21 protein-coding genes are annotated in these 25,241 nt (G+C 72.3%); 4 read left to right on the forward strand and 17 right to left on the reverse strand.

Features of this window, described 5'->3' with window-relative positions:
• Nucleotides 1–134: 134 nt before the first annotated feature.
• The 4 genes from ACIOC1_RS05340 to ACIOC1_RS05355 all read right to left on the reverse strand — a co-directional run bounded on the left by ACIOC1_RS05340 (nt 135) and on the right by ACIOC1_RS05355 (nt 6,171).
• Nucleotides 135–2,570 carry a [protein-PII] uridylyltransferase gene (locus tag ACIOC1_RS05340; RefSeq protein ID WP_391050351.1) on the reverse strand — a complete coding sequence of 812 codons (2,436 nt, stop codon included), beginning with the start codon at nt 2,568–2,570 and terminating at the stop codon, nt 135–137.
• A 70-nt stretch (nt 2,571–2,640) separates the two neighbouring features.
• Nucleotides 2,641–2,979 (reverse strand): P-II family nitrogen regulator, encoded by a 339-nt coding sequence (locus ACIOC1_RS05345; protein WP_355346362.1) that lies wholly within the window; start codon nt 2,977–2,979, stop codon nt 2,641–2,643.
• On the reverse strand, nt 2,976–4,313 hold the full coding sequence (locus ACIOC1_RS05350) for an ammonium transporter (RefSeq protein ID WP_401852131.1): 1,338 nt from the start codon (nt 4,311–4,313) through the stop codon (nt 2,976–2,978). The genes ACIOC1_RS05345 and ACIOC1_RS05350 overlap by 4 nt, the downstream gene beginning before the upstream one ends.
• A 373-nt stretch (nt 4,314–4,686) precedes the next feature.
• Nucleotides 4,687–6,171 carry a hypothetical protein gene (locus ACIOC1_RS05355; RefSeq protein ID WP_355346356.1) on the reverse strand — a complete coding sequence of 495 codons (1,485 nt, stop codon included), beginning with the start codon at nt 6,169–6,171 and terminating at the stop codon, nt 4,687–4,689.
• 311 nt (nt 6,172–6,482) lie between these two features.
• Here ACIOC1_RS05355 and ACIOC1_RS05360 point away from each other — a divergent pair, with 311 nt between their 5' ends.
• A complete protein-coding gene (locus ACIOC1_RS05360) occupies nt 6,483–7,181 on the forward strand; it encodes a bifunctional DNA primase/polymerase (protein ID WP_391161457.1) in 699 nt (232 codons plus the stop codon).
• A gap of 133 nt (nt 7,182–7,314) precedes the next feature.
• On the opposite strand, the gene ftsY is transcribed toward ACIOC1_RS05360, so the two are convergent.
• Nucleotides 7,315–8,523, reverse strand: coding sequence for a signal recognition particle-docking protein FtsY (ftsY, locus tag ACIOC1_RS05365; protein WP_391050355.1), 1,209 nt, complete (start codon nt 8,521–8,523; stop codon nt 7,315–7,317).
• Nucleotides 8,524–8,828: 305 nt separating this feature from the next.
• Here ftsY and ACIOC1_RS05370 point away from each other — a divergent pair, with 305 nt between their 5' ends.
• Complete coding sequence (locus tag ACIOC1_RS05370) at nt 8,829–9,815, forward strand: LLM class flavin-dependent oxidoreductase (RefSeq protein WP_188281234.1); 987 nt, start codon at nt 8,829–8,831, stop codon at nt 9,813–9,815.
• Between the two features lie 79 nt (nt 9,816–9,894).
• Here the strand turns inward: ACIOC1_RS05370 and ACIOC1_RS05375 are convergent, their stop codons facing one another.
• From ACIOC1_RS05375 to ACIOC1_RS05390, 4 genes are all read right to left on the reverse strand, one after another.
• Nucleotides 9,895–11,310 (reverse strand): sugar porter family MFS transporter, encoded by a 1,416-nt coding sequence (locus ACIOC1_RS05375; protein ID WP_355346347.1) that lies wholly within the window; start codon nt 11,308–11,310, stop codon nt 9,895–9,897.
• A 108-nt stretch (nt 11,311–11,418) separates the two neighbouring features.
• Nucleotides 11,419–15,288 carry an AAA family ATPase gene (locus ACIOC1_RS05380; protein ID WP_401852136.1) on the reverse strand — a complete coding sequence of 1,290 codons (3,870 nt, stop codon included), beginning with the start codon at nt 15,286–15,288 and terminating at the stop codon, nt 11,419–11,421.
• Between the two features lie 210 nt (nt 15,289–15,498).
• On the reverse strand, nt 15,499–15,702 hold the full coding sequence (locus ACIOC1_RS05385) for a hypothetical protein (RefSeq protein WP_188281861.1): 204 nt from the start codon (nt 15,700–15,702) through the stop codon (nt 15,499–15,501).
• A gap of 296 nt (nt 15,703–15,998) precedes the next feature.
• Entirely contained in the window at nt 15,999–16,280 is a 282-nt protein-coding gene (locus ACIOC1_RS05390; protein ID WP_355349478.1) for an acylphosphatase, read from the reverse strand.
• Nucleotides 16,281–16,425: 145 nt separating this feature from the next.
• Between ACIOC1_RS05390 and ACIOC1_RS05395 the strand changes: the two genes are divergently transcribed.
• A complete protein-coding gene (locus ACIOC1_RS05395; RefSeq protein ID WP_391050357.1) occupies nt 16,426–17,310 on the forward strand; it encodes a CAP domain-containing protein in 885 nt (294 codons plus the stop codon).
• Nucleotides 17,311–17,446: 136 nt separating this feature from the next.
• Nucleotides 17,447–17,872, forward strand: coding sequence for a winged helix-turn-helix transcriptional regulator (locus ACIOC1_RS05400; protein WP_391050358.1), 426 nt, complete (start codon nt 17,447–17,449; stop codon nt 17,870–17,872).
• On the opposite strand, the gene mutM is transcribed toward ACIOC1_RS05400, so the two are convergent.
• The 8 genes from mutM to recG form a co-directional block, all read right to left on the reverse strand.
• A complete protein-coding gene (gene mutM, locus ACIOC1_RS05405) occupies nt 17,845–18,711 on the reverse strand; it encodes a bifunctional DNA-formamidopyrimidine glycosylase/DNA-(apurinic or apyrimidinic site) lyase (protein ID WP_401852139.1) in 867 nt (288 codons plus the stop codon). The genes ACIOC1_RS05400 and mutM overlap by 28 nt on opposite strands.
• Before the next feature lie 175 nt (nt 18,712–18,886).
• The gene (gene rnc / locus ACIOC1_RS05410; protein ID WP_188281856.1) at nt 18,887–19,627 is read right to left on the reverse strand and encodes a ribonuclease III; all 741 of its coding nucleotides are present in this window, start codon (nt 19,625–19,627) and stop codon (nt 18,887–18,889) included.
• A gap of 19 nt (nt 19,628–19,646) precedes the next feature.
• Nucleotides 19,647–19,820, reverse strand: coding sequence for a 50S ribosomal protein L32 (rpmF, locus tag ACIOC1_RS05415; RefSeq protein ID WP_188281855.1), 174 nt, complete (start codon nt 19,818–19,820; stop codon nt 19,647–19,649).
• 2 nt (nt 19,821–19,822) lie between these two features.
• Entirely contained in the window at nt 19,823–20,431 is a 609-nt protein-coding gene (locus ACIOC1_RS05420; RefSeq protein WP_355349491.1) for a YceD family protein, read from the reverse strand.
• A gap of 175 nt (nt 20,432–20,606) precedes the next feature.
• On the reverse strand, nt 20,607–21,782 hold the full coding sequence (locus ACIOC1_RS05425; protein ID WP_391050359.1) for a cell division initiation protein: 1,176 nt from the start codon (nt 21,780–21,782) through the stop codon (nt 20,607–20,609).
• Between the two features lie 10 nt (nt 21,783–21,792).
• Complete coding sequence (gene coaD / locus ACIOC1_RS05430) at nt 21,793–22,272, reverse strand: pantetheine-phosphate adenylyltransferase (protein WP_355349488.1); 480 nt, start codon at nt 22,270–22,272, stop codon at nt 21,793–21,795.
• 70 nt (nt 22,273–22,342) lie between these two features.
• Complete coding sequence (gene rsmD, locus ACIOC1_RS05435) at nt 22,343–22,921, reverse strand: 16S rRNA (guanine(966)-N(2))-methyltransferase RsmD (RefSeq protein WP_355349461.1); 579 nt, start codon at nt 22,919–22,921, stop codon at nt 22,343–22,345.
• Nucleotides 22,922–22,983: 62 nt separating this feature from the next.
• Complete coding sequence (gene recG, locus ACIOC1_RS05440; protein WP_391050360.1) at nt 22,984–25,215, reverse strand: ATP-dependent DNA helicase RecG; 2,232 nt, start codon at nt 25,213–25,215, stop codon at nt 22,984–22,986.
• Nucleotides 25,216–25,241: the final 26 nt, after the last annotated feature.

Here is a 25,241-nt window from a genome sequence, read left to right on the forward strand (position 1 = left end):
TCGGTCGTGGATCCTCGCGTCGGGGGTGGGCGGTGGTCGTCCTCAAGGGTACTTGGCCGACCCCCGTTCGGTTCGCCCCGGATTCATTGTCGCCGCCGCGACCGCGATTCATCGCCGCCGCCGCGACCGCCCCCTCACCGCAGCGCCTTCTCGACCTGGCGGGCCACCTCGGCCGCGCGGGAGGGCGGCAGCGGCTCGCCGTCCTTGCCGACGACGTAGAAGGCGTCGACCGCGTTGGCGCCCAGGGTGGAGATGCGCGCGGAGCGGACGGTGACGGCGGTGGCGGTCAGGGCCAGGCCGATGCGGTGCAGCAGGCCGGGGGCGTCGTGGGCGCGGACTTCGAGGACCGTGGCGGTCTGCGAGGTGCCGCCGGGGGCGACGCTGACGCGGGGCGGCGGCGGGGTGATGCCGCGCCGCCGCGGATAGGCGGCCTCCCGCTCGGCGAGCCTGGCCTCGATGTCCAGGGTGCCCTCGACGGCGCGGGCGAGGTCGGCGCGGAGCCTGGCGGCCTCGGGCAGCGCGCCGTACTCGGCGGAGACCCGCCAGGTCAGCAGCGCGATCGGGCCCTCGCCGAGGGGGTCGACGGCGCGCAGGTCGGCGGCCCTGACGGTGAGCCGGTGCAGGGCGAGGACGCCCGCGGCCTGGGCGACCAGGCCGGGCCGGTCGGGGACGGCGAGGACGAGTTCCACGCCCAGCGCCTCGTCCTGGGCGTCGCCCTCGGCCTCGGGCTCGGTGTGGGCGTGCAGCGCCAGCACCGGGCCGCCGGTGCGGGCGGCCTCGATGACCAGGCGTTCCTCCTCGGCGGTGGGCTCGCGGTCGGCGACCTGCGGCAGCGCTCCGCTGTCGAGCGCCCCGGCGACCCGGTCGACCAGGTCGGCCAGGAGCGAGGCCCGCCAGGTGCTCCAGGCGGCGGGCCCGGTGGCCAGCGCGTCGGCCTCGGTGAGGGCGGCGAGCAGTTCCAGCGTGGAGGTGTCCCGTACGGTCTCGGCGACCGACCGGATGGTCTCGGGGTCGTCGAGGTCGCGGCGGGTCGCGGTGTCGATGAGCAGCAGGTGGTGGCGGACCAGCAGGGCGAGGGTGTCGACGTCGGCCTCGTGGAAGCCGATCCGGGTGGCGACGTCGCGGGCGATGACCTCGCCCGCCTCGCTGTGGTCGCCGGGCCAGCCCTTGCCGATGTCGTGCAGCAGCGCGGCGGTCAGCAGCAGGTCGGGGCGGCCGACGCGGCGGGTCAGCTCGGCGGCCTGCACGGCAGTCTCCACCAGGTGCCGGTCGACGGTGAAGCGGTGCACGGCGTTGCGCTGCGGGCGGCAGCGGACCCGCTCCCAGTCGGGCAGGAGCCGGGTGATCAGCCCTTCGGCCTCCAGCGCCTCCCAGACCTGGACGGTGGACTCACCGGCGCCCAGCAGCGTCACGAGCTGTTCGCGGGCCTCCCCCGGCCACGGCACGGGCAGCGGCTTGGCCGACGCGGCGAGCCTGCGGACGGCGTGCAGCGACAGCGGCAGCCCGGCCTGGGCCGCGGCCGCCGCGGCGCGCAGCGCCAGGACGGGGTCGCGGTCGGGTCTGGCGGCCAGCGCCAGCACGGCCTCGCCCTCCTGCTCCACGACGCCGTCGGCCAGCGGTACGCGCTCGGGGGTGTGGACGGCGGCGGGGGTCGTACGGCCGCGGCCGAGCAGTCCGCGGCGGCGGGGGCGCTGCTGGCGTGAGCGCAGGACGCGGCCGACCTCGCGCCAGGTGACGTCGGAGGCGTACGCGATCCGCCGGGCGGCCTCGTAGACCTGGCGCAGCAGCGCGTCGGCGTCGAGCAGGCCGAGCGCGTCGGCGACCTGGTCCTGCTCCTGGAGGGCGAGCCGGTCGGTGGCGCGGCCGGTGGCCAGGTGCAGGGCGTCGCGGGCGTCCAGCAGGGTGGTGCGGGCCTCTTCGAGGCCCTCGCGGGGCGCGTCGGCGAGCCAGGAGGCGGCGACGGCCCGCAGGGCGGTGGCGTCGCGCAGGCCGCCGCGGGCCTCCTTGAGGTCGGGTTCCAGCAGGTAGGACAGCTCGCCCTGGCGTTCGGCGCGCTCCTGGCACATCTCGTGCAGCGCGGGCAGCCGCTTGGGTGCCTGATTGCGCCAGTCGGCCAGGACGCTGCTGCGCAGGGCCGCGGTGAGCGCGGAGTCGCCCGCGATGTGCCGGGCGTCGAGCAGGCCGAGCTGGACCTTGAGGTCCTCCCCCGCGGTCTGCCGGGCCTCCGCCGGGGTGCGTACCGAGTGGTCCAGGGCCAGGCCGAGGTCCCAGACCGGGTACCAGATGCGGTCGGCGAGGGCCGCGACGGTCTTCTGCGAGTCGTGCAGCAGCACCAGGTCGAGGTCGCTGCGCGGTGACAGCTCGCCGCGCCCGTAGCCGCCGACGGCCAGCAGGGCGAAGCCCGTGGTGCCGGTGGCCGCCGCGGCCTCGGTGGCGAGCTGCGCGAGCCACTGGTCGGTGAGGGCGGCCAGGGCCGCACGGCGCGGCGGCCCGGACCGCGCCTCCTCGTTGAGGAGACGCAGCCGGGCCGCCGCGTAACTGCTGTCCTGCGCTTCGACGCTGTCGGTCACTCGTTCTCCACGCTGGGGGCCAATGGTGTGGTCCTGATGCCCCTCCCGGCGAACACCGCCGGTCACGGCACTAAAGCGCGTCGGGGCCGCGCTCGCCGGTGCGGACCCTGACGGCCGTGTCGACCGGCAGACTCCACACCTTGCCGTCACCGATCTTGCCGGTTCTGGCCGCTTTCACGATCACTTCGATGAGCTGTTCGGCGTCCGCGTCCTCCGCCAGTACCTCTATGCGGATCTTCGGCACCAGGTCGACGGTGTACTCCGCGCCCCGGTAGACCTCGGTGTGTCCACGCTGCCGACCGTAGCCGCTGGCCTCGGTGACCGTGAGGCCGTGGACGCCGAACGCCTGGAGTGCTTCCTTGATCTCGTCGAGCCGGTGGGGCTTCACGACGGCGGTGATGAGCTTCACGCGTCCACCTTCTTGTTGGAGGCGTCCGCCTCGCTGTTCGCACCGGGCACGGGGACGGAGGACCGGCCGCCGACACCCGCGAAGTCGTACGCGGTCTCGGCGTGCAGGACCTGGTCGACGCCGGTGACCTCTTCGTCGTCGGTGACCCGGAAGCCCATGGTGACATCGATGAGCTTGGCGAGGATCGCGGCGCACACCAGGGAGTAGCCGAGGACCGCGCCGACGCCGATGAACTGGAGGCCGAGCTGGTGCCAGCCGCCCCCGTAGAAGACGCCCTTGGCGGTCTGGCCGACGCCGCCGGTGGCGAAGAAGCCGATGAGCAGGGAGCCGACGATGCCGCCGACCATGTGAACGCCGACGACGTCGAGCGAGTCGTCGTAGTTGAAGCGGTACTTCAGGCCAACGGCCGCGGCGCAGGCGACACCGGCGATCAGACCGACGGCGATGGCGCCGAGCGGGGAAACCGAGCCGCAGGCCGGGGTGATGGCGACCAGACCGGAGACCGCGCCGGACGCGGCGCCCAGGGTGGTGAAGGAGCCGTGCCTGATCCGCTCGTAGATCAGCCAGCCGAGCATCGCGGCGGCGGTGGCGACCTGGGTGTTGGTGAAGGCCACGGCGGCGACGCCGTCGGAGCCGAGCCAGGAGCCCGCGTTGAAGCCGAACCAGCCGAACCACAGCAGGCCGCAGCCGAGCATGACCAGCGGGAGGCTGTGCGGGCGCATCGGGTCCTTCTTGAACCCGTTGCGCTTGCCGATCACGAGGATGACTCCGAGGGCCGCGGCGCCGGCGTTGATGTGCACCGCGGTACCACCGGCGAAGTCGATGACACCCTTCTTGAACAGCCAGCCGTCGGAGGCCCACACCCAGTGCGCGACCGGGAAGTAGACGACCGTGGCCCACAGGGTGATGAACAGCGCCCAGGCGGTGAACTTGACGCGGTCGGCGAGGGCGCCGCTGATCAGCGCCGGGGTGATGATCGCGAACATGAGCTGGAAGACGGCGAAGACATAGACCGGGATGCCGTATCCGGGCCAGAGCTCCGAGATACCGATACCGCGCATGCCCAGCCAGTCGGTGCCGCCCATGAAGCCGCTACCGCTGTCGAAGGCGAAACTGAATCCGTACAGCGTCCAGAGAATGGTGATGATGCCCAGACTGATAAAACTCATCATCAACATGTTCAGGGCGCTCTTGACGCGCACCATGCCGCCGTAGAAGAAGGCGAGACCTGGGGTCATCACCATCACTAGGGCGGCGCTGATCAGCATGAACGCCGTACTTCCGGTATCGAGCTTGGGCGCATCCGCGGCCAGCGTGATGATGGCTGGTGCCATCGGCGTCTCCTCGTCATCCGAACGGCCCGTGCGGGCGGTGCAAGGGTTGGGCCGGTTTTCGCCAAGAGATTCGCTCAGGCGGGTTTCCGACGATGCCGCACGGTGTTTCGGCGCCGTGACGAAGAAGTCGCGCGTGTTACGTGAAGGTGAACCGGCCGTACGTGACCGGAAGGCTGTATACGCGTGTGACGTGGGATGGGATACGAAGCGGATACGGACCGGCCACGAGTCGGGGAAGCCGGTCGGATACCCGTCGGTATACGGGACGGCCGGGACAGGCGTGACAGTAATGCCGCGTTACGCGGAGGGCCGAGCCTCAGCGGACGCCTCGACGTTCACGCGGGCGCGTTGACGTGTACGGACGCGGCGACGTTCACGCGGACGCGGCGACTTCCGGGAGTTCCGCCGAGAGCCGGTCGGAGAGCGCGACGACCTCGGCGACATCGCCGTAGTCGCGTACCGCGGACTGGGTGGTCTTGCGGATACGGGTGTTGACGCGCTCGGAGCGGACCCGCTTGGCGACGGTGATGGCGTGCTCGGTGAAGTGCGCGGCCTGCTCGGGGTTCTGTTGGAGCAGGTGCACGGTGGCCATGCCCACCAGATTGAGCGCGTACGCGCGTTGGTGCACCGGGTCGTCGCTGAACAGCTCGACGGCGCGCTCCATGACGGGGTGCGCGAGGGAGGCGTACGTGGGGCTGCGGCCCGCGATGTAGGCGAGGTCGCGGTAGGAGTGCGCGTTCTCCGCGTTCAGTTCGGCCTCGTTGAAGAAGCTGATCCAGGACGGGTCCTCGGCCGGGCGGGAGTCGCTCCAGGTGTCCTCGGCCATCCGGACGGCGCGGTGGCACTTGTTGACCTGGCCCATGTTGGCGTACGCGCGGGCCTCCAGCGAGTGCAGCATCGCCTGGGTGGTGGCGGTGGCCGAATCCCGACTGCCGTACTGCGCGAGGTGGATGAGCTCCAGGGCGTCGTCCGGCCGGTCCAGGTGGATCATCTGACGGCTCATCGAGGACAGGATGAAGGCGCCGAGCGGCCGGTCGCCCGCTTCCTTGGCCGCGTGCAGCGCGAGGACCAGGTACTTCTGGGCGGTGGGCTGGAGTCCGACGTCGTAGCTCATCCATCCGGCGAGCGCGGCGAGGTCGGCGGTGATCCGGTACAGCCTGCGGGCCACGGCCTCGGGCTGCGGTTCCTGGAGCAGGTCGGTGACCTCGTGGAGCTGGCCGACGACGGCTTTGCGGCGCAGGCCGCCACCGCACTGATTGTCCCACTCGCGGAACATCACGGTGGTGGACTCCAGGAGCTGCAACTCCTGTTCCGACAGCCTTGAGGGGCGTCCCGCGGTGTCGCGGGGCGCGGTGAGCAGCGGTCCGTCGGCCCCCGATGGGCCCTGCGGGCCGCCCGCGGCGGAGCCGGTGGGCACCAGCCAGCGCTGCATGGGCTCGATGAGCGCGGGGCCCGCGGACAGCGCGAGCGAGGCGCCGAGGAAGCCGCGGCGGCCGAGCATCAGGTCGCTGCGGGAGAACTCGTTGATCAACTGGACGGTCTGCGGGCCCGCCCACGGCAGGTCGACGTCGCCGCCCGCGGCGGGCTGGTGCGCGGAGCGCAGTCCCAGGTCCTCGACGGGCACCACGCAGCCGAAGCGCTCGGAGAACAGCTCGGACAGGATGCGCGGGATGGGCTCGCGGGGCTGCTCGCCGTCGAGCCAGCGGCGCACGCGTGAGGTGTCGGTGCTGACGTGGTGGGCGCCCAACTGGCGTGCCCTGCGGTTCACCTGACGGGCCAGCTCGCCCTTGGACCAGCCGCTGCGCACGAACCAGGAGGTCAACTGCGCGTTGGGCTGCTTCTCTTGTGTGCCGCCCACGGTCAAGCCCCCATCCGAACTAGCTCAACCCTTTGGATACCAGGGCTGGTTGAGTCCTGTCGACACCGCACGCACCGCCGTAGGCATGCCTGCGGCACAACCGAGCAGGCGTGCGGACGGCCCTCGTCGGCCTACGAACCGAAAGTAATCCTACGATCACCCGTCCGCGACCGTTGTTGCGGAAACGCCACCATTCGCCACCCCTTCGAATGAACTCGACTATGGCGACAGGCGATTCACTTGACACATGCCGGTCGGACGAGGTCAGGCGGGTGCGTAACCATCGGGCGCGGCGATCCGTTGGAGGTGTCATGGTGTTCACGATCGGCAGCATGCGGGAGATCCGGCAGCAGCGGACCGGAGGGCGGTCCGGGGTTCGGCCCGGCGCGCGCCGGCGAACGCGCGCCGCCGTGTGCACCACTGTCGCGGAGTACACGGGGTTGTGCGGCTGGGCCGTGGTGCCCGGCGCGCGGGCCGCGCGCGGCGGCGGTTCGTGCTCGTGCGGCGCGGACGACTGCAAGGAGCCGGGCGCGCATCCGCTGCCCTTCGCCGACGAGATCCCTGCGGGCACCACGCTTGAGCGGGCCGCCCATGCCTGGTCACAGGTGCCGGGGGCCGCGGTGCTGCTGCCCGCGGGGCGGACCTTCGACGTGCTCGACGTGGCCGAGGCGTCCGGGCGCCGGGCGCTGGTACGGCTGGAGCGGATGGGACTGCGGCTCGGTCCGGTCCTGCTGACGCCGACGGGGCGCGCGCAGTTCTTCGTCGCGCCGGGCGCCGCCGCCGAGCTGCCGCACCTGCTCTACCGGATGGGCTGGGACGACGCGCGCCTCGACCTGCGCTGCCTGGGCCCCGGCGACCACGTGACGGCTCCCCCGTCCGACCTCGGCGGCCACGGCCCGGTCCGCTGGCTGCGCGAGCCGGTCCTCGACTCGGCCGCCCAGCCCCCCGAGGCCCGCCTCCTGCTCGGCACTCTGGCGTACGTCAGCCACCGCGACAGCGCCTTCGCCTGAGCCCTGCCGTCCCGCTCGGCGCTTGCCGCTCGCTCCTCACCGCCTGCCGCCCGCCGCCTGCCGTACACAACCAGGTACGAGTAAGGGACGCCCACCTGGGTGAGCGCCCCTTACCGCAGCCGTACGACGGGCCCTAGTCCCCGATGAGCGCGTCCACGAAGGCGCCCGGCTCGAACGGGGCAAGGTCGTCGGCGCCCTCGCCGAGGCCGATGAGCTTGACCGGGACGCCCAGCTCGCGCTGGACGGCGACGACGATGCCGCCCTTGGCGGTGCCGTCGAGCTTGGTGAGGACGATGCCGGTGATGTCGACGACCTCGGCGAAGACGCGGGCCTGGACGAGGCCGTTCTGGCCGGTGGTGGCGTCGAGGACGAGCAGCACCTCGTCGACCGGGCCGTGCTTCTCCACGACGCGCTTGACCTTGCCCAGCTCGTCCATCAGGCCGGTCTTGGTGTGCAGGCGGCCCGCGGTGTCGATGAGCACCGCGTCGGCGCCCTCGGCGATGCCTTCCTTGACCGCGTCGAAGGCGATGGAGGCGGGGTCGCCGCCCTCGGGGCCGCGTACCGTACGCGCCCCGACGCGCTCGCCCCAGGTCTGGAGCTGGTCGGCGGCGGCGGCGCGGAAGGTGTCGGCCGCGCCGAGCACGACGCTGTGGCCGTCGGCGACCAGCACGCGGGCGAGCTTGCCCGTGGTGGTGGTCTTGCCGGTGCCGTTGACGCCGACGACCATCAGGACGGCCGGGGACGTCTCGTGGCTCTCGGTGTGCAGGGTGCGGTCCAGTTCCGGGTCGAGGAGCGTGATCAGCTCTTCGCGGAGCAGCCCGCGCAGCTCGTCCGGGGTTCGGGTGCCCAGCACCCGCACGCGGGTGCGCAGCCGCTCCACCAGTTCCTGGGTGGGCGCGACGCCGACGTCCGCGGTGAGCAGGATCTCCTCGATCTCCTCCCACGTGTCCTCGTCGAGGCGTTCACGGGAGAGCAGCGTGAGCAGGCCCTTGCCCAGCGAGTTCTGCGAGCGCGACAGACGTGAGCGCAGCCGGACGAGGCGTCCCGCCGTGGGCTCCGGCTGTTCGAGCACCGGCGCCTGGGGGACCTGCACCTCCTCCACCGCGTCGGGCGCGGCGGTCGCGCCGGGCAGGGCGACCTCTTCGATGGTCCTGCGGGGCTCCTCCCGCGGGGCCTCGGCCTCGTCACCGACGTGCGGTTCCGCGGGAGGCGCGGTGACGGACGGGCTGCTCGGCGGCGTCGGCGGGAGCTGCCGCTTCTTGCGGCGGCTGCCGACGACCAGTCCACCGGCGCCGAGGATCACGACCAGGGCGATGACTACGGCAAGGACGACGATTTCCATGGTTTCTTTCGGAGCCTTTCACCAGGTCAGGGCGTGTGCATGCTAGCCCACCGACGCTCGGGACCACCGAGGCGTCACGGCTCGGTCAGGCACACGCGCACGTCAACCGTACGGGAAACCCCTCGCCCGCCCAGGATCCGCGCCCGTATCCGCGCCGCGCGGGCGGCGCGCGGGCGGCGAGCGAGCGGCGGACCGCGGCCTTCCCGGCCCGCCCCAGCCGTCCCCGGACCGTCGCGACCCTGTGAATCTGACGCCGCGTCAGCTAATCTCCGGTCGCCCGCATCCGGCGAAGGGGGCCGTCCGCCATGACCGTGACCGTCGTGCGCATGAATCTGATCGATCCGGGGGCCGAGCCGAAGGCACTCGGCGCACGGTACCGGGCTGCCCTGGAGATGGCCAGGTACGCCGACGAGCACGGCGTCACCACCGTGCAGACCGAGGAGCACCACGGCGCGGAGAACAACTGGCTCTCGGCGCCGCTGGCCTTCGCGGGAGCGGTGCTCGGCGCCACCAGCCGGATCTCGGTGACGGTGTCCGCGCTGATCGGGCCGCTGCACGACCCGCTGCGGCTGGCGGAGGACCTGGCCGTACTGGACCTGGTCAGCGGCGGGCGGCTGGTCACGGTGGCCGGGATCGGCTACCGCCCGGAGGAGTACGCGGCCTTCGGCCAGGACTGGCACCGGCGCGGCGCCCTCCAGGACGAGGTGCTCGACACGCTGATCGCGGCCTGGACGGGCGAGCCCTTCGACTACCGCGGCCGGACCGTACGCGTCACGCCCCGTCCGTACTCCCGGCCGCATCCGCCGCTGCTGATCGGCGGCAGCTCACGGGCCGCGGCCCGCAGGGCGGCCCGGCTCGGCCTGCCGTTCTTCCCCAGCGCGCACCTGCCGGAGCTGGCGGCGTACTACGAGGAGCGGCTGGCCGCGTACGGCACGGAGGGCTGGTGCCTGATGCCCCCTGCCGACGTGCCGCTGCTGCACATCGCGGAGGACCCGGACCGGGCCTGGGCCGAGTACGGCGGGCACCTGCTGCACGAGGCGCGTACCTACGCGTCCTGGCAGTCGGGCGACATCCACTCGGCGGTCCGCTCGGCCGCGTCGGGCGTGGCGGAACTGCGCGCGGAGGGCGTCTACCGGATCGTCACACCGGCGCAGTGCGTCGCCCTCGCCGAGGCGGGCGGTGACCAGGCGAGCCTGGTGCTGCACCCGCTGTGCGGGGGCATGCCCGTCGACGAGGGCTGGCGGAGCCTGCGGCTGCTCGCGGAGCAGGTGCTCCCCAAGCTCGCCGCGTAGCCTCCGGGGCCCGCGGCCCAACACCCGGCACTCGGCACTCGGCACTCGGCACTCGGCACTCGGCGAGCTTGGCGCCCGGCTATCCCATCTCCTCCAGCGTCTTGCCCTTCGTCTCCTTCACGAACACCAGCACGAACGGGATGGAGAGCGTCGCGAAGCACGCGTAGATGACGTACGTGCCCGACAGATTCCAGTCCGCCAGGCTCGGGAAGCTCGCGGTGATGGCCCAGTTGGCGATCCACTGCGCGGAGGCGGCGACGCCGAGCGCCGCGGCCCGGATCTTGTTGGGGAACATCTCGCCGAGGAAGACCCAGACGATGACGCCCCACGACAGGGCGAAGAAGAGCACGAAGCAGTGGGCGGCGATCAGGGCGACCGTGCCCTCGGTGTTCGGCAGGGTGGCACCGGACTTGGACGAGAAGGCCCACGCCTCCAGGGCGAGCGCGACGGCCATGCCGGTGGAGCCGATCAGCGCCAGCGGCTTGCGGCCGATCCGGTCCACGAAGATCATCGCGATCACCGTGCCGATGATGTTCACGATCGACGTGGTGAAGGAGTAGAAGAACGAGCTGCTGGGGTTGATGCCGACCGACTGCCAGAGCGTGGACGAGTAGTAGAAGGCCACGTTGATGCCGACGAGCTGCTGGAAGACCGACAGGCCGATACCGATCCAGACGATCGGCAGGAAACCGCCGCGGGAGCCGAGCAGGTCCTTGAAGGTCGACTTGTGCTCGCGCCGCATGGCGGTCTCGATCTCGGCGACACGGGCGTCCAGGTCGGTGTCCGAGCCCTCGACATCGGCGAGTACGGCCTTGGCGTCCTGCTCGCGCCCCACGGAGATCAGGAAGCGCGGCGATTCGGGGATCGCGAACGACAGCAGCCCGTAGACCACCGCGGGGATGACCATCACACCGAGCATGACCTGCCACGCCTCCAGGCCGACGATGTGGCCGCGCTGGTCGCCGTGGGCGCCCTTGAGGATGGCGTAGTTGACGAGCTGTGAGACCGCGATGCCGAGCACGATGGCGGCCTGCTGGAACGAGGCGAGCCTGCCGCGGTAGGCGGGCGGCGAGACCTCGGCGATGTAGGCCGGGCCGATGACCGAGGCCATGCCGATCGCGAAGCCGCCGATGATCCGCCACAGGGCCAGGTCCCACAGCGCGAAGGGCAGTGCCGAGCCGACGGCGCTGACGGTGAACATCACCGCGGCGATCTGCATGCAGCGGATACGGCCGATCCGGTCGGCGATCCGGCCCGCGGTCGCGGCGCCGATGGCACAGCCGATCAGGGCGATGGCGATGACCTGGGCGAGCGTGCCGGAGCCGATGTTGTACTTGTCACGGATGGCCTCGACGGCGCCGTTGATGACGGAGCTGTCGTAGCCGAAGAGAAAGCCGCCCATGGCGGCGGCGGCCGTGATGAAGATGATGTGGCCGATGTGCTCCGGCAGCGGGTTGTGATCTGCCGAGGCGGAGGCTCGTGCGGTGCTGGTCAAGATGGCTCCTCGGGCTCGGCGGTGAGCCCTCACATGAGGGTCTGGATCTTCGAGTGTCAGCCGACGCGTCGGTCACCACCACTCGGGAACCGGGCCTGACCCGGAGCCCTACGCGGCCGGCTGCTTGCCGTTCCGCAGCCGTTGGCTGATCACCTTGGAGACACCGTCGCCCTGCATCGATACGCCGTACAGGGCATCGGCGACCTCCATCGTCCGCTTCTGGTGCGTGATCACGATGAGCTGCGAGCTCTCCTGAAGCTCCTCCATGATCCGGATGAGCCGCTGGAGATTGGTGTCGTCCAGCGCGGCCTCGACCTCGTCCATCACATAGAACGGACTCGGCCGTGCCTTGAAGATCGACACCAGCATCGCCACCGCGGTCAGCGAGCGCTCACCGCCCGACAGGAGCGACAACCGCTTGACCTTCTTCCCGGGCGGACGCGCCTCAACCTCCACACCTGTGGTCAGCATGTTGTCCGGGTCGGTGAGCAGCAGCCGACCCTCCCCACCTGGGAAAAGCCGCGAGAAGACGCCCTCGAACTCGCGGGCGGTGTCATGGAAGGCGGCGGTGAAGACCTGCTCCACCCGCTCGTCCACGTCCTTGATCACCTGGAGCAGGTCGGCCCGCGTCCTGCGCAGGTCCTCCAGCTGCTCGGTGAGGAATTTGTGCCGCTCCTCCAGCGCCGCGAACTCCTCAAGCGCCAGCGGGTTGACCTTGCCGAGCTGCGCGTACGCCTTCTCCGCCGCCTTCAGCCGCTTCTCCTGCTCGGGGCGGTGGTACGGGCGCGGCTGGTTGCGCGGGTCCTCCGGGTCCTCGGGCAGGATCTCGCCCTCGGCGGGCGGCGACGGCGGCACGAGCTGGTCGGGGCCGTACTCCGCGACGAGCCCCGCGGACTCCATGCCGTGCTCCTCCAGCGCCTTGGCCTCCAGCTGCTCGATCCGCATGCGCTTCTCCGCGCCCAGCACCTCGCCCTTGTGGACGTCGCCGGTCAGCCGGTCCAGCTCGCTCTTCAGGTCCCGGCCGCGCCGCCGCTCCTGGCCCAGCTCCGCCTCGCGCTCCGCCCTCGCCTGCTCGGCGGCGGCCCGCTCCTCCTCGGCGCGGCCCAGCGAGATCTGGACGCAGTCCAGCAGCGCCCGGGCGCCCTCCACCACGGCCGCCGCGACGGACGCCTCGTAGGCGAGCCGGGCCCTGCGCTGCTGGGCGCGGGCCCGGGTCTCGCGCTCGGCGCGCGCCGCCCGGTCCAGGCCGTCGGCCCGGCCCGCCAGGCCCTTGACCCGCTCCTCGTGCGTACGGACCTGGAGCCGCGCCTCCATCTCGGTCTGCCGGGCGTTCGCGCCGTCGGCGGACAGCCGGTCCCGTACGGAGGTGTCCGGCTCCTCCTCGCCGGGCTCCTCCTCGGCCTCGCTCAGCCGGTACGACAGCTCCTCGAACTCCTCGCGGGCCGCCGCCAGCGCCTCCTCGGAGCGGCCCACGGCCGCGGCGGCCCGGTCCGCCTCCCCCGCCGCCGCCCTGGCCTGGCCGCCGAACCGGCCCAGCTGCTGCGCGACCGACGACTTCTCCTTCTCCGCCGCGCGGCGCAGCTGCGTCAGCGCCTCGACCTCGCGCGTCGCCACCGCCCGGCGCTCCTTGGCGTCCTGCTGCTCGGCCGCCAGCGCCGCACAGCGCGCGTCGAGCTGTTCCAGCTCGGCCGTCGCCTCGTCCACCTGCGCCTGCACTTCCAGCAGGCTGGGCGCCTTCGCCGAGCCGCCCTGCGCGAGATGCGCGGACAGCACATCGCCCTCCGCGGTCACCGCGGTCAGCTCGGGACGCCGTCCGACCAGCGCCTCGGCCTCCTCCAGCGACTCCACGACGACGATCCCGTCCAGCAGCCGCCGCACCGCGGGCAGCAGCTCCCCGTCCGCGGCGACCAGTTCCACGGCCCACCGCGCCTGCCCGGGCAGCCCTGCGGCCTCCGGCCTCGGACCCGGCACACCGGCGCCCGCCGTCGCCGCCGGAAGGCGACCCCCGTCACCGGACCCGGCGGAGCCGCCGCCCGCCTGCCCCGGCAGCGCGGCACGCCGCCCGCCCGCTTCGGCCGCGTCCGGCCCCGGGTCGCCGGAAACGCCCGCGTCTGCCGGGCCCGACCCGCCGGACCCCGCGCCGCCCCCGGAAACGCCCCCGCTCGCGAGGCCCTGACCGTCCCCGTCGGCCGCGTCGCGGGCGGCCTCCGTCGGCGGGCGGTGGTCGCGGGCGACGACGGGCTCGGCGGCCGGGGCCGCGAGGAGGAGGGCCGCGCGGCCCGCGTCCTCTTTGCGGAGCAGGCGCAGCGCGTCCGCGGCGGCGGAGGGGCCGGTGACCGCGACGGCGTCGGCGGCGGCGCCGAGCGCGGCGGCGAGCGGGATCTCGTAGCCGGGGGTGACGCGGAGCAGCGCGGCGGCCGAGCCCAGGATGCCGGGCAGGGCGTCGCGCCCCTCGCCCGCGCTGAGCAGCGCGCCGGTGCCGTCCTTGCGGCGGAGCGACGGCGCGAGCGCGTCCCGGCGGGCGGCGACGGCGGCCCGGCGGCGCTCCGCCGCAGTGGCGGCCTCGCGCGCGGCGCTGAACGCCTCCTCCGCCGCGGCCTGTTCGCGGCGCGCGGCCTGGAACCGCTCCTCCAGCTCCGAGTCGTCGGCGTCCAGGCCGTCGACCTGCGCGCGCAGTTCCTCGTACTCGCCCTGCGCGGACTCCGCCCGGTCGCGGGCCTCGTCGCGGGCGGCGGCGAGGCGGCCGATCTCGGCCTCGGCGGAGGCGGCCTTGGAGCGGGCGGCGTTGACCTGGGCGTGCAGCCGGGCCAGGCCCTCACGGCGGTCGGCGATGGCGCGGGCGGCGGTCCTGAGCCGGGCCTCCTCCTCGGCGAGCCGGCGCTCCAGCTCGGCGCGGTGGTCGACGGTGTCGTCCAGGGCGCGCTGGGCCGCGTCCAGCGCCTCGGACAGCTCGGCCTCCTGCTCGCGGATGCGGGCGGCCTCGCGTTCCATGTCCTCCGGGTCCCGGCCGCGCCGCTCCTCGGCGGGCTGGGACGTGGCGTGCCGGTGCCGCTGCTCGGCGAGGCCGATCGTGCCGCGTACGCGTTCGGCGAGCTGGGACAGCGCGTACCAGGTGGCCTGCGCGTCGGTCAGCCGCGGCGACAGGGCGCGTACCTGCTCCTCCAGGCGGGCCTCGCGCTGGACGGCGGCGGCCAGTTCCGTCTCGACGGCGTCGCGGCGCTCCTTGAGCGCGGCCTCGTCGGCGACCTCGGCGCTCAGCGCCTCCCGCAGCGTGACCAGGTCGTCGGCGAGCAGCCGCAGCCGGGCGTCGCGCAGGTCGGCCTGGATGACGGCGGCGCGGCGGGCGACCTGGGCCTGGCGGCCGAGCGGTTTGAGCTGGCGGCGCAGCTCACCGGTGAGGTCCGTCACACGGGCGAGATTGGCCTGCATCGCGTCCAGTTTCCGCAGCGCCTTCTCCTTGCGCTTGCGGTGCTTGAGCACACCCGCGGCCTCCTCGATGAAGGCGCGGCGGCCCATCGGGTCGGCGTGCAGTACGGAGTCGAGCTGGCCCTGGCCGACGATGACGTGCATCTCGCGGCCGATACCGGAGTCGGAGAGAAGTTCCTGGATGTCCAGCAGGCGGCAGGTGTCGCCGTTGAGCTGGTACTCGCTGCCGCCGTTGCGGAACATGATCCGCGTGATGGTGACCTCGGCGTACTCGATCGGCAGGACGCCGTCGCTGTTGTCGATGGTCAGGGACACCTCGGCGCGGCCCAGCGGGGGGCGGCCCGTGGTGCCGGCGAAGATGACGTCCTCCATCTTGCCGCCGCGCAGCGACTTGGCCCCCTGCTCGCCCATGACCCAGGACAGCGCGTCCACCACATTGGACTTGCCGGACCCGTTGGGGCCGACGACGCAGGTGATTCCGGGTTCGAAGCGCAGGGTCGTCGCCGAGGCGAACGACTTGAAACCGCGCAGCGTGAGGCTCTTGAGATGCACGCCGGTCGACTCTACTAGCCGTCCTCGGTTTCACCGAGGAAGGCGCAGGGCACATCATGCGTTAAGAAGCGACGTCCAGGCGGGGAGCGGGTGGGGAGCAGGGCGAGGGGACAGCGCGCGGAATGACGAAAGGGACGCCGAAGCGTCCCTCGCGGATTCTGCAGATTCTCAGGCGGTGTCCGGGGACACCTGTCCGGGCCGGGGACCGGTTCAGGCGAGCACGGGCTCCGCGCGAGATACGTCGATGCTGCTGAGCAGCGACTCTTCGTGCGATGCGACAGTCAGAGCGTCGTTCTCGGCCTGCATCCGGACAAGCTCGGATTCCAGATCCTGAACGCGCTGCTGGAGCCTTCGCATCTCGGCGAGAAGTCGCGGGTCGGGACCGCCGACGTAACCGAGAAGCGCCTTTGCCATGATGGATGGTCCTCCACGCTGAGTGACCGACCGAATGCGGTTTGGGTCGTGGGTGAGGGTTGCTCGCCCGCGCAGGGTGAGTGCCGTGACCGCCGCTGAACAATCCTGGAGCCACGATGCGCGGGGCTTCCAGAGTCTCACCAAATAACGGGACGGTCAACACGATCACAGCCCAGTCGTCGGGTCCGCCTCAGAAAACACGGCGCTGACGGCGCCGCGGGCTGCCCGCGTGGCATAGGGATCATGCTCGATGGGGGCAGCCTGACACGGCGATCGTCGTATGGCAACCAAATTGCTCAGCGGATCTCGAAACCTTCGTATCCGCCCCGCGGCCGGCCCCAGATCTCGGTCACTCCGTCGACCCGTCCGGGCGTGTCCCCGCGGCGCAGCCACTCCAGCAACCGCTCGCACTGTTCGCGCGTGCCCTCGGCCACGACCTGGACCCGGCCGTCGCCCAGATTGCCCGCGTAGCCGACGAGGCCGCCCAGTTCCAGGGCGGTGGCCCGGGTCCACCACCGGAAGCCGACGCCCTGGACGCGGCCGCGCACCCACGCGGTGAGCCGGACATCTTCGTTCATGTCCGCACGCTATCCCGCCAGTTGGATCAGCAGCACATCGGCGGGCGGCGTCATTCGCTACAGTCACCCGACAACGGGGTCACCCGTTCGGGTTAATCCGCCGAATCGGGCCGCCAGAACCGAGCCGACCAGAGGAGCGCGAAGGATGGGCCGTCACAGCCGTCATGCGCAACCGGCAGCGCCGGAGACGGGACCCCGCTCGCACCGCGGGCGCCGTAAGCACCACCCGGTCCGTACCGGACTGCTCGCCACGTCGGCCGCGATGGCCGTGGGCGCGGTCGCCGCGTCCTCCGGGATGCTCAGCGGCCTCACCGCCGGTCTCGACTACCGCCAGGGCGACGCGGGCCACACGCAGGCCGACGGCCCGGCGGACCCGTCCCGCGACGGCAGCGACATGCCCTCGCCGCTGGGCGACAGCACGGCGCCGACCCCCGGGCAGACCACCGGCTCCCCCGGCACCCCGTCCTCCGGTACGCCGTCGAAGCCGGGCACGATGCGGTCGAACACGGCGACGCCGTCCCGTACGGCCACCAGCCCGGCCGCCGCCCCCACGCCGACCCGTACGACGGCCGCGCCCACCACCCCGGTGCCGACCACCACCGCGGCCCGCACCCAGCCGCCCACGACCGCCGCCCCGGCCTCCGCCGACGCCGTCACGGCGGCCCGCGCGGCGATCCTCTCCCTGGTCAACACCCAGCGGGCGAGCGCGGGCTGCTCGCCGCTCACCGCCAGTTCCTCCCTCGACGGCCTCGCGCAGGCGTTCAGCGAGGACATGGCCGCCCGCGGCTTCTTCGACCACACCGACCCCGACGGCAAGACCCCGTGGGACCGCGCCAAGGCGCTGGGCATCACCAACCTCGGCGGCGAGAACATCGCCCGCGGCCAGGCCACCGCCCAGGCCGTCATGGACGCCTGGATGAACAGCCCCGGCCACCGCGCCAACATCCTCAACTGCGACTACAAGACCCTCGGCGTCGGCATTCACTACGGCAGCGGCGGCCCCTGGTGGACCCAGGACTTCGGCTTCTGAGGCCGCTGGAGCCGTCGCGGCCTGTGGAGCCGTGGGAGCCGCTGGAGCCGCTGGAGCCGGAGCCGCCCTGGCCAGGGCGCTAACCGGCGGATCGCGCACCCCTGAGGTGAGCGCTGTGCGGGGGTACGCTGGCCGTATGACAGACAGCGACCGGACGGCGGAGTGCGCCGGGGCCACCGTGAAGGACGACGGCAGGCTCGCCTTCGACGTCTTCGCGCGCTCCTGCCCGTCGCGCGGGACGCTGGAGCACGTCACCGGACGGTGGGGCGGCCTGACGCTGGGCGCGCTCTACGAGGACACGCTGCGGTTCAACGCGCTGCGCCGCCGCGTGGACGGGGTCAGCGAGAAGATGCTGTCGCAGACGCTGCACGCGCTGGAGCGCGACGGCCTGGTCGTCAGGGACGCGCGGCCGACGAATCCGCCGCACGTCGAATACCGGCTCACCCCGCTCGGCCGGGACACCGCCGCGCGCCTGCTGTCACTGATCGCGCTGGTCGAGGGCCGGATGCCGGAGGTACTGGCCGCGCGCGAGCGCTACGACGCGGAGCGCGGCACCGGCTGACAGCGCGGGCAGAAGTAGCTCGACCTGTTCATCCACGGCCGGCGCCTGATCGGTGTGCCGCAGCGGCGGCACGGCTCGTCCTCACGGCCGTACGCGTCCAGCGACCGGTCGAAGTAGCCCGATTCACCGTTCACATTGACGTACAGGCTGTCGAAGCTGGTGCCGCCCGCGGCGAGCGCGTCGCCCATCACCTCGCGGATGTGCGTGACCAGCTCCGCCGTACGCGGCCTGGTCATCGACGCCGTCGGCCGCTCGTAGTGCAACCGCGTGCGCCACAGCGCCTCGTCGGCGTAGATGTTGCCGACCCCGCTGATCAGCGACTGGTCGAGCAACGCCCGCTTGATCGTGGTGCGCTTGCGGCGCAGCGCCGTGTGGAAGGCGTCCTCGTCGAAGGCGTCGTCCAGCGGGTCGCGCGCGATGTGCGCCAGGACCGCCGGGAGGCCGTCCGCCGCGCCCGGCACCGCCTCGTGCACGGACAGCCCGCCGAAGGTGCGCTGGTCGACGAAGCGCAGTTCGGTGCCGAGGGTGTCCTGGAAACGGATACGGATCCGCAGGTGGGTCTCGGCCGCCGCGGTTTCCGGCTGCACCAGGAGCTGACCGCTCATCCCCAGGTGGGCCATGAGCGACAGGTCCTCGGTGACCGGCAGCCACAGATACTTGCCCCTGCGGTGCGCCTCGCCCATCGCCGCGCCCTTGAGCCGCGCCGCGAAGTCCTCGGGCCCGGCCACGTGCCGCCGTACGGCCCGCGGATGGAAAACGGTGGCCGTCTCGACGGTGCGGCCCGAGACCCAGCGCGAGAGTCCGCGCCGGACGACCTCCACCTCCGGCAGCTCCGGCATGACATCCCCTCATGGTCCACGCGGGTGCGTGTGCCCCTGCCACGGGCGCGGGGAACCGCGCGACAGGCCCCCCACGGCCGGTGGTCGGGAGACGACCGGCCTGCCCCGCCGGGGCCGGTGGTGACCTGCGGCCGCGTCGCGGCCGATCGCGCGGTTCCCCGCGCCCCTTCGGGGCTCAGCTCGCCGCTGAGGCGGCGGCTTCGCGGATGGAGCGCCAGGCGGACTCCGCCGCCTGCTGCTCGGCTTCCTTCTTGCTGCGGCCGGTGCCGGTGCCGTACTCGACGCCACTGACGCGGGCGGCAGCCGTGAAGGTCTTCTCGTGGTCGGGTCCTGATTCGGTGACCACGTACTCGGGAACGCCGAGCCCTTCGGCTGCGGTGAGTTCCTGGAGGCTGGTCTTCCAGTCCAGTCCCGCACCGAGGTTGGAGGACTGCTCGATGAGCGGGTCGAAGAGCCGGTGCACCAGCTCGGAGGCCGCTTCGAGCCCCTGGTCGAGATAGACCGCGCCGATGACGGCTTCCAGGGTGTCCGCGAGGATGGATGCCTTGTCCCGGCCGCCGGTGCCCTCTTCGCCCCGGCCCAGGCGGATGAACGCGCCGAGGTCGAGCCCGCGGCTCACGCCCGCCAGGGCACGCGAGTTGACCACCGCGGCCCGCAGCTTGGCCAGTTGGCCCTCGGGCAGGTCGGGGTGGGTGCGGTAGAGGGTGTCGGTGACCACCAGGCCGAGCACGGAGTCCCCGAGGAACTCCAGCCGCTCGTTGGTGGGCAGCCCGCCGTTCTCGTACGCGTACGAGCGGTGGGTCAGCGCACGCACCAGAAGGGCGGGCTCGAGGGTGTACCCGAGCCGCCCTTCCAGAAGCGTGGGGGACGAGGCTTTGTCCGCCGTGGCCGACTGTGGCGCTGAGGCGTCTGACATGGAGCCTGTCACCTGCCGATCAGACGTCGATGACCTGACGGCGGTTGTACGTGCCGCAGCTCGGGCACGCGATGTGCTGGAGCTTCGGCTCGTGGCAGCGCTCGCACGCCACCAGGCTCACGGGCGCAGCCTTCCACTGCGAACGGCGGTGGCGCGTGTTGCTGCGCGACATCTTCCGCTTCGGAACAGCCACGGCTACTTCTCCTGGTTCTCGTCGGCACCATGGTCGGTACCGAAACTCTGGTTGAGATCCTTCAAGGCCGCCCACCGGATGTCGGTGACCTCGTGGTGGTGGTCCGGGTCGTCCGCGAGGCGAACTCCGCATTCGGAGCACAGCCCTTCGCAGTCCTCCCGGCACACCGGCTGCAACGGCAGTGCGAGCACCACCGCGTCGCGCAGTACGGGTTCGAGGTCGAAGAGATCGTCCTCGAGTTCCAGCGCGTCCTCGTCCTCGGCGTCGTCACCGGCTTCGTCCTTGCGGGCGGTCCTGGTGTCGGCGTCGGGGTAGGAGAACATCTCCTGGAATTCCGCGTCCAGCTCACGCTCGACGGGCTCCAGACACCTTACGCACTCCCCCGTGACCGGCGCATGGGCGGTGCCGGTGACCAGCACACCCTCCATGACCGACTCCAGGCGGAGCTCCAGCTCGACCGTGGCGCCCTCCGGCACCCCGATGACATCGACGAGGCCGAGGTCCTTGGGGGCCGGCACCGAGCGGGAGACCTTCCTCATCGCACCAGGACGCCGACCCAGCTCGTGTGTGTCGAACACAAGTGGGTTGCGGTGGTCGAGGCGGGTGTTCAGGGCTTCCTGCTTTCATCGGTACGGCCTGCCCCGCGGCCCTCGCGGGCGACCCTTGCGGGCGGGCAGGCCAAAGCGCCGGGAATTCACACGGCTGGAAGTGACAGGATACTGGACCACCCCGCCCGCACCCAAACGGAGCCTGTCCGGGGCCGCCGGCAGGCTCCCGCGGGCGTCCTCAGCGGCCCTGCTCCAGCTCTCTCAGCCGGTTGAGGTCGATCAGTCCGGTGTCGAAGAAGCTGGTCTCGTCCAGCGCCGCGGGCTGCTGCCCCTGCGGCTGCTGCTGCGGATAGCCCTGCTGCTGGTACGGGATCTGCTGGTCGTACTGCTGCTGGTCGTAGCCGTAGCCGGCCGCGTCCTGCTGGTACGCGGGCTGCTGCTGGCCGTACGGGTCCTGGGCCTGGGTGCCGTAGTCGACGTAGGCGCCGGAGTCGGCGGCGGCCTGCTGGTACTCGGGCCGGTAGCCGCCGTCGCCCTGGTAACCGCCCTGCTGGTACGCGGTGTCCTGCTGCGAATAGCCGTAGCCGGGAGCCGCCGCGGCGGCGGCCTGCTGCGGGGCCGGGTCGTAGCCGTACTGCGCCAGGTCGGCCTGTTCGGGGGCGGTGGGCGCGGCCAGGCCCGCCATGTAGTCGGCGTCGCTCTGCCGCTGCCCGCCGTGCTCGCCGTCGCCGTCCGCGGCGTCCTGCGCGGCCATCTGCGCGGCGAGGTCGTCGATCGGATTGTGGCCGGTGAGCTTCAGGCGCCCGCGGCCGACGGCCTCCAGGGTCTTGCTCAGGACGGCCTCGAAGGCGCCCAGCTTGGCGTCCACGTACTCGTCGGCGCGGCGGCGCAGGGTCTCCGGGTCGGCGCTGCGCTCGGGGGCGTCCGCGTCCTCCTCGGCCTGGTCGTAACCCTGGTCGTAGCCGTTGGGGTCGTGGCCGAGCAGCTTCTCCCGGCCGCGGTCGACCGAGCCGATGGTCTTGGTGAGGACCACTTCGAAGTTGGCGAGCTTGCTGTCGACGTAGTCGTCGGCCTCGGCGCGGATCTCGGCGGCCTCGCGGCGCGCCTCGGCGACGATCCGCTCCGCCTCGTCCTGCGACTGGCGGGCCACCTGGGTGTCGGAGACCAGCGATCCGCGTTCGGCGTGGGCCGATTCGATGATCCGCTGGGCTTCGGCTCGGGCCTCCCCGACCATCGTCTCCCGGTCGCCGAGCAGTGCCTGCGCCTGGGAGAGGGAGTCGGGAAGCGCGGCGGCGACCTCGTCGAGCATGGCGAGCAGCTCGGCACGGTTCACCACGCAGGAGGCCGACATCGGCATCGACCGGGCGTTAGCCACGGTGGCCGCGATCTCATCGAGCTTCTTCTGGACGTCCACGGGGGAGAGCCTAGCGCTGTCGGAGTTTGGGCTTGAGCGCGTCGAGGACGACGGACGGCACCAAGTGGGAGATGTCGCCGCCCCATTGGGCGACTTCCTTGACCAGACTCGAGGACAGGAAGCTGTAGGCGGGGTTGGTGGGGACGAAGAGGGTCTCGACACCGGTGAGGCCGATGTTCATCTGGGCCATCTGCAACTCGTAGTCGAAGTCGCTGACCGCGCGCAGGCCCTTCACGATGGCCGGGATCTCGCGCTGCTTGCAGAAGTCCACCAGCAGGCCGTGGAACGACTCGACCTTGACGTTGCCCAGGTCGCCCGTGACCTCCTCGATCAGCGCGATGCGCTCCTCGATGGTGAACAGGCCCTGCTTGGACTGGTTGATCATCACGGCGACGTACACGGTGTCGTACAGCCGTGAGGCGCGGGCGATGATGTCGAGGTGTCCGTTGGTGATGGGGTCGAAGGACCCCGGACAGACGGCGCGGCGCAAGAGTGGTTCCTCGCTCTCCGTACGGCGGGTGCTACGGCTCATGGTGCGGGTTCATGTCGACTCCGCGGGCTCATGACCCGGCGGTGACCCGGGCGGCGCGACCGTACCAAAGCGTCGCTTCGCCGTACCGCCGGGACCGCAGGCCCGTGAAACCCGGGGGCCAGCCGAATTCGCCGCCCCGGGTCCTGCGCTCCACGGTGACCAGCGCTTCCTCCGTCAGCCAGTCATTGGCCAGGAGTGTGAGCAGGATCTCCCGCAGTTCGCCGTCCTCGACGTCGTACGGCGGGTCGAGGAAGACCACGTCGTACGGCCGCGGCGCCGGTCCCGCGACGATCTTCTCCGCGCGTCCCGAGCGCACCTCGGCGCCGGGCAGTTTCAGCGCCGCCACGTTCTCCCTGATCACCCGCGCCGCCCGCGGCTCGGCCTCGGCCAGCAGGACGTGTTCGGCGCCGCGCGAGAGCGCTTCGAGGCCGACCGCGCCGGAGCCCGCGTAGAGGTCGAGCACCCTGGCCCCCTCCAGCGTGCCGCGCAGCGACTGAAGGGTGGAGAACAGCCCCTCCTTGGCGCGGTCGGACGTCGGCCTGGTGCCGTCGCCCGGCGGTACGGCGAGGCGCCGCCCCCCGGCGGCGCCGGCGATCACGCGGGTCATGGAACTCACTTCCGGTGCGGGGACCTGGTCCGACGCGCCCCACGATACGGGCCCGGGCCCGGCTACCCCTTTTCCAGATACTCCTCGCGGTCCGCGTCCAGCAGGCTGTCCAGGGCGCTGCGGAGGTCGGGGTGCGCGGTGAGTTCGGGATCGGCGGTCACGACCGCGGTGGCCTCCTCGCGGGCGGCCTCGATGACGTCGCGGTCGTCCATGACGGTGAGCACCCGCAGCGAGGAGCGGCTGCCGGACTGGGCCTGGCCGAGGACGTCGCCCTCGCGGCGCTGCTGGAGGTCGATCTCGGAGAGTTCGAAGCCGTCCAGCGTCCCGGCCACCGCGTCCAGGCGCATGCGGGCCGGGGTCGCCTCGGGCGCCTCGGAGACCAGCAGGCACAGGCCGGGCGCGGAGCCGCGGCCGACCCGGCCGCGCAGCTGGTGGAGTTGCGAGACGCCGAAGCGGTCGGCGTCCATGATCACCATGGCGGTGGCGTTCGGCACGTTCACCCCGACCTCGATGACCGTGGTGGCGACCAGGACGTCCACCTCGCCCGCGGTGAAGCGGCGCATCACGTCGTCCTTGGCGTCCGGCTGCATCCGGCCGTGCAGCACCTCGACGCGCAGCCCGCGCAGGGCCCCCTGGGCGATCTGCTCGGCGACGTCCAGCACCGCCAGCGGCGGCCTGCGCTCGTCGTCGTCGGGCCCCGGCTCCTTGTCCTTCTTGGCCGCCTTGGCCTTGCCGCTCCCCTTGCCCTCCTCCTCGTCGCCGATCCGCGGGCACACGACGTACGCCTGGTGGCCGCCCTCGACCTCCTCCCGTACCCGCTCCCAGGCCCGGCTGAGGAAGTGCGGCTTCTCGGCCGCCGGTACGACATGGGTGGCGATCGGCGAGCGCCCGGCGGGCAGTTGGTCCAGTACGGACGTCTCCAGGTCGCCGAAGACCGTCATGGCGACGGTCCGCGGGATCGGGGTGGCCGTCATCACCAGCAGGTGCGGCGGCTGGGCGGCCTTGGCGCGCAGCGCGTCCCGCTGCTCCACGCCGAAGCGGTGCTGTTCGTCGACCACGACCAGGCCCAGGTCGTGGAACTTCACCTTGTCCTCGATCAGCGCGTGCGTGCCGATCACGATCCCGGCCTCGCCCGTCACCAGGTCGAGCAGCGCCTGCCGCCGCGCGGGCGTCCCCATGGAACCGGTCAGCAGCACGACCTTCGTCCCGAGGTCCGAGCCGCCCAGCATGCCGGAGGACTCGGCCAGTTCGCCCATCATCTCGGTGACGGAGCGGTGGTGCTGCTGGGCCAGCACCTCGGTCGGCGCGAGCATCGCCGCCTGGCCGCCCGCGTCCACCACCCCGAGCATCGCCCGCAGCGCCACCATCGTCTTGCCCGAGCCGACCTCGCCCTGGAGCAGCCGGTGCATCGGGTGCTCGGCCGCCAGGTCCTCGAAGATCTCGCCCGACACCCTCCGCTGGCCGTCGGTCAGCGTGAACGGCAGCTTCGCGTCGAACGCCGTCAGCAGTCCGTCCCGGCCCGGCCGGCGCGGCACCGCGGGCAGCGCGGAGTCCGCCGCCCTGCGGCGGGCCAGCGCCACCTGGAGCACGAACGCCTCGTCCCACTTCAGCCGGTCCCTGGCCGCCGCGATGTCCGCCTTCGTCCGCGGGCGGTGAATCCGCTCCAGCGCCTCCGGCAGCGGCGCGAGCCCGCGCGCCTCGCGCAGCGCCGCGGGCAGCGGCTCCCCCACGCCCTCCCAGCCGATCGCCGTCAGCGAGTTGAGCGCGGTGTCCACCGCCTGCCCGATCCGCCACGAGGTGATCTGCTTGCACGCCGGATACAGCGGGATCAGCCGGTTCGCGAACGCGTCCAGCGCGTCCTTCTCCGCCCCCTCGTCCGCGTCCAGCAACTGGTAGTCCGGGTGGGCCAGTTGGCGCGTCCGGTTGAAGACCGAGACCTTCCCCGAGAACATCCCGCGCCGCCCCGGGATCAGCCGGTGGGCGTGCGCGTGCGCCGCCTTGCTGAAGAACACCAGGGTCAGCGAACCGCTGCCGTCGGTCACCACGACTTCGAGCCGCACCCCGGACCCGCGGCCGTACGTCCGCTTGTCCGCCTTCGCGATCTGCGCCACCACCGTGACGTACTCGTCCACCGGCAGATCCGCCAGCCGCGTCAGCTCCCCGCGCTCGGCGTACCGGCGCGGATAGTGATGCAGCAGGTCACCGGCGGTGTGCAGCCCGAGGTGGTCGGCGAGCACCTTCGCGGTACGGTCACCGACGATTTTCCGCAGCGGATCGTCCATGGGGTTCGACATCGGGATCTATCTTGGCGCACCCCACC

Origin of the sequence: Streptomyces sp. NPDC088197, assembly GCF_044741185.1 — a bacterium.
Lineage (GTDB): Bacteria > Actinomycetota > Actinomycetes > Streptomycetales > Streptomycetaceae > Actinacidiphila.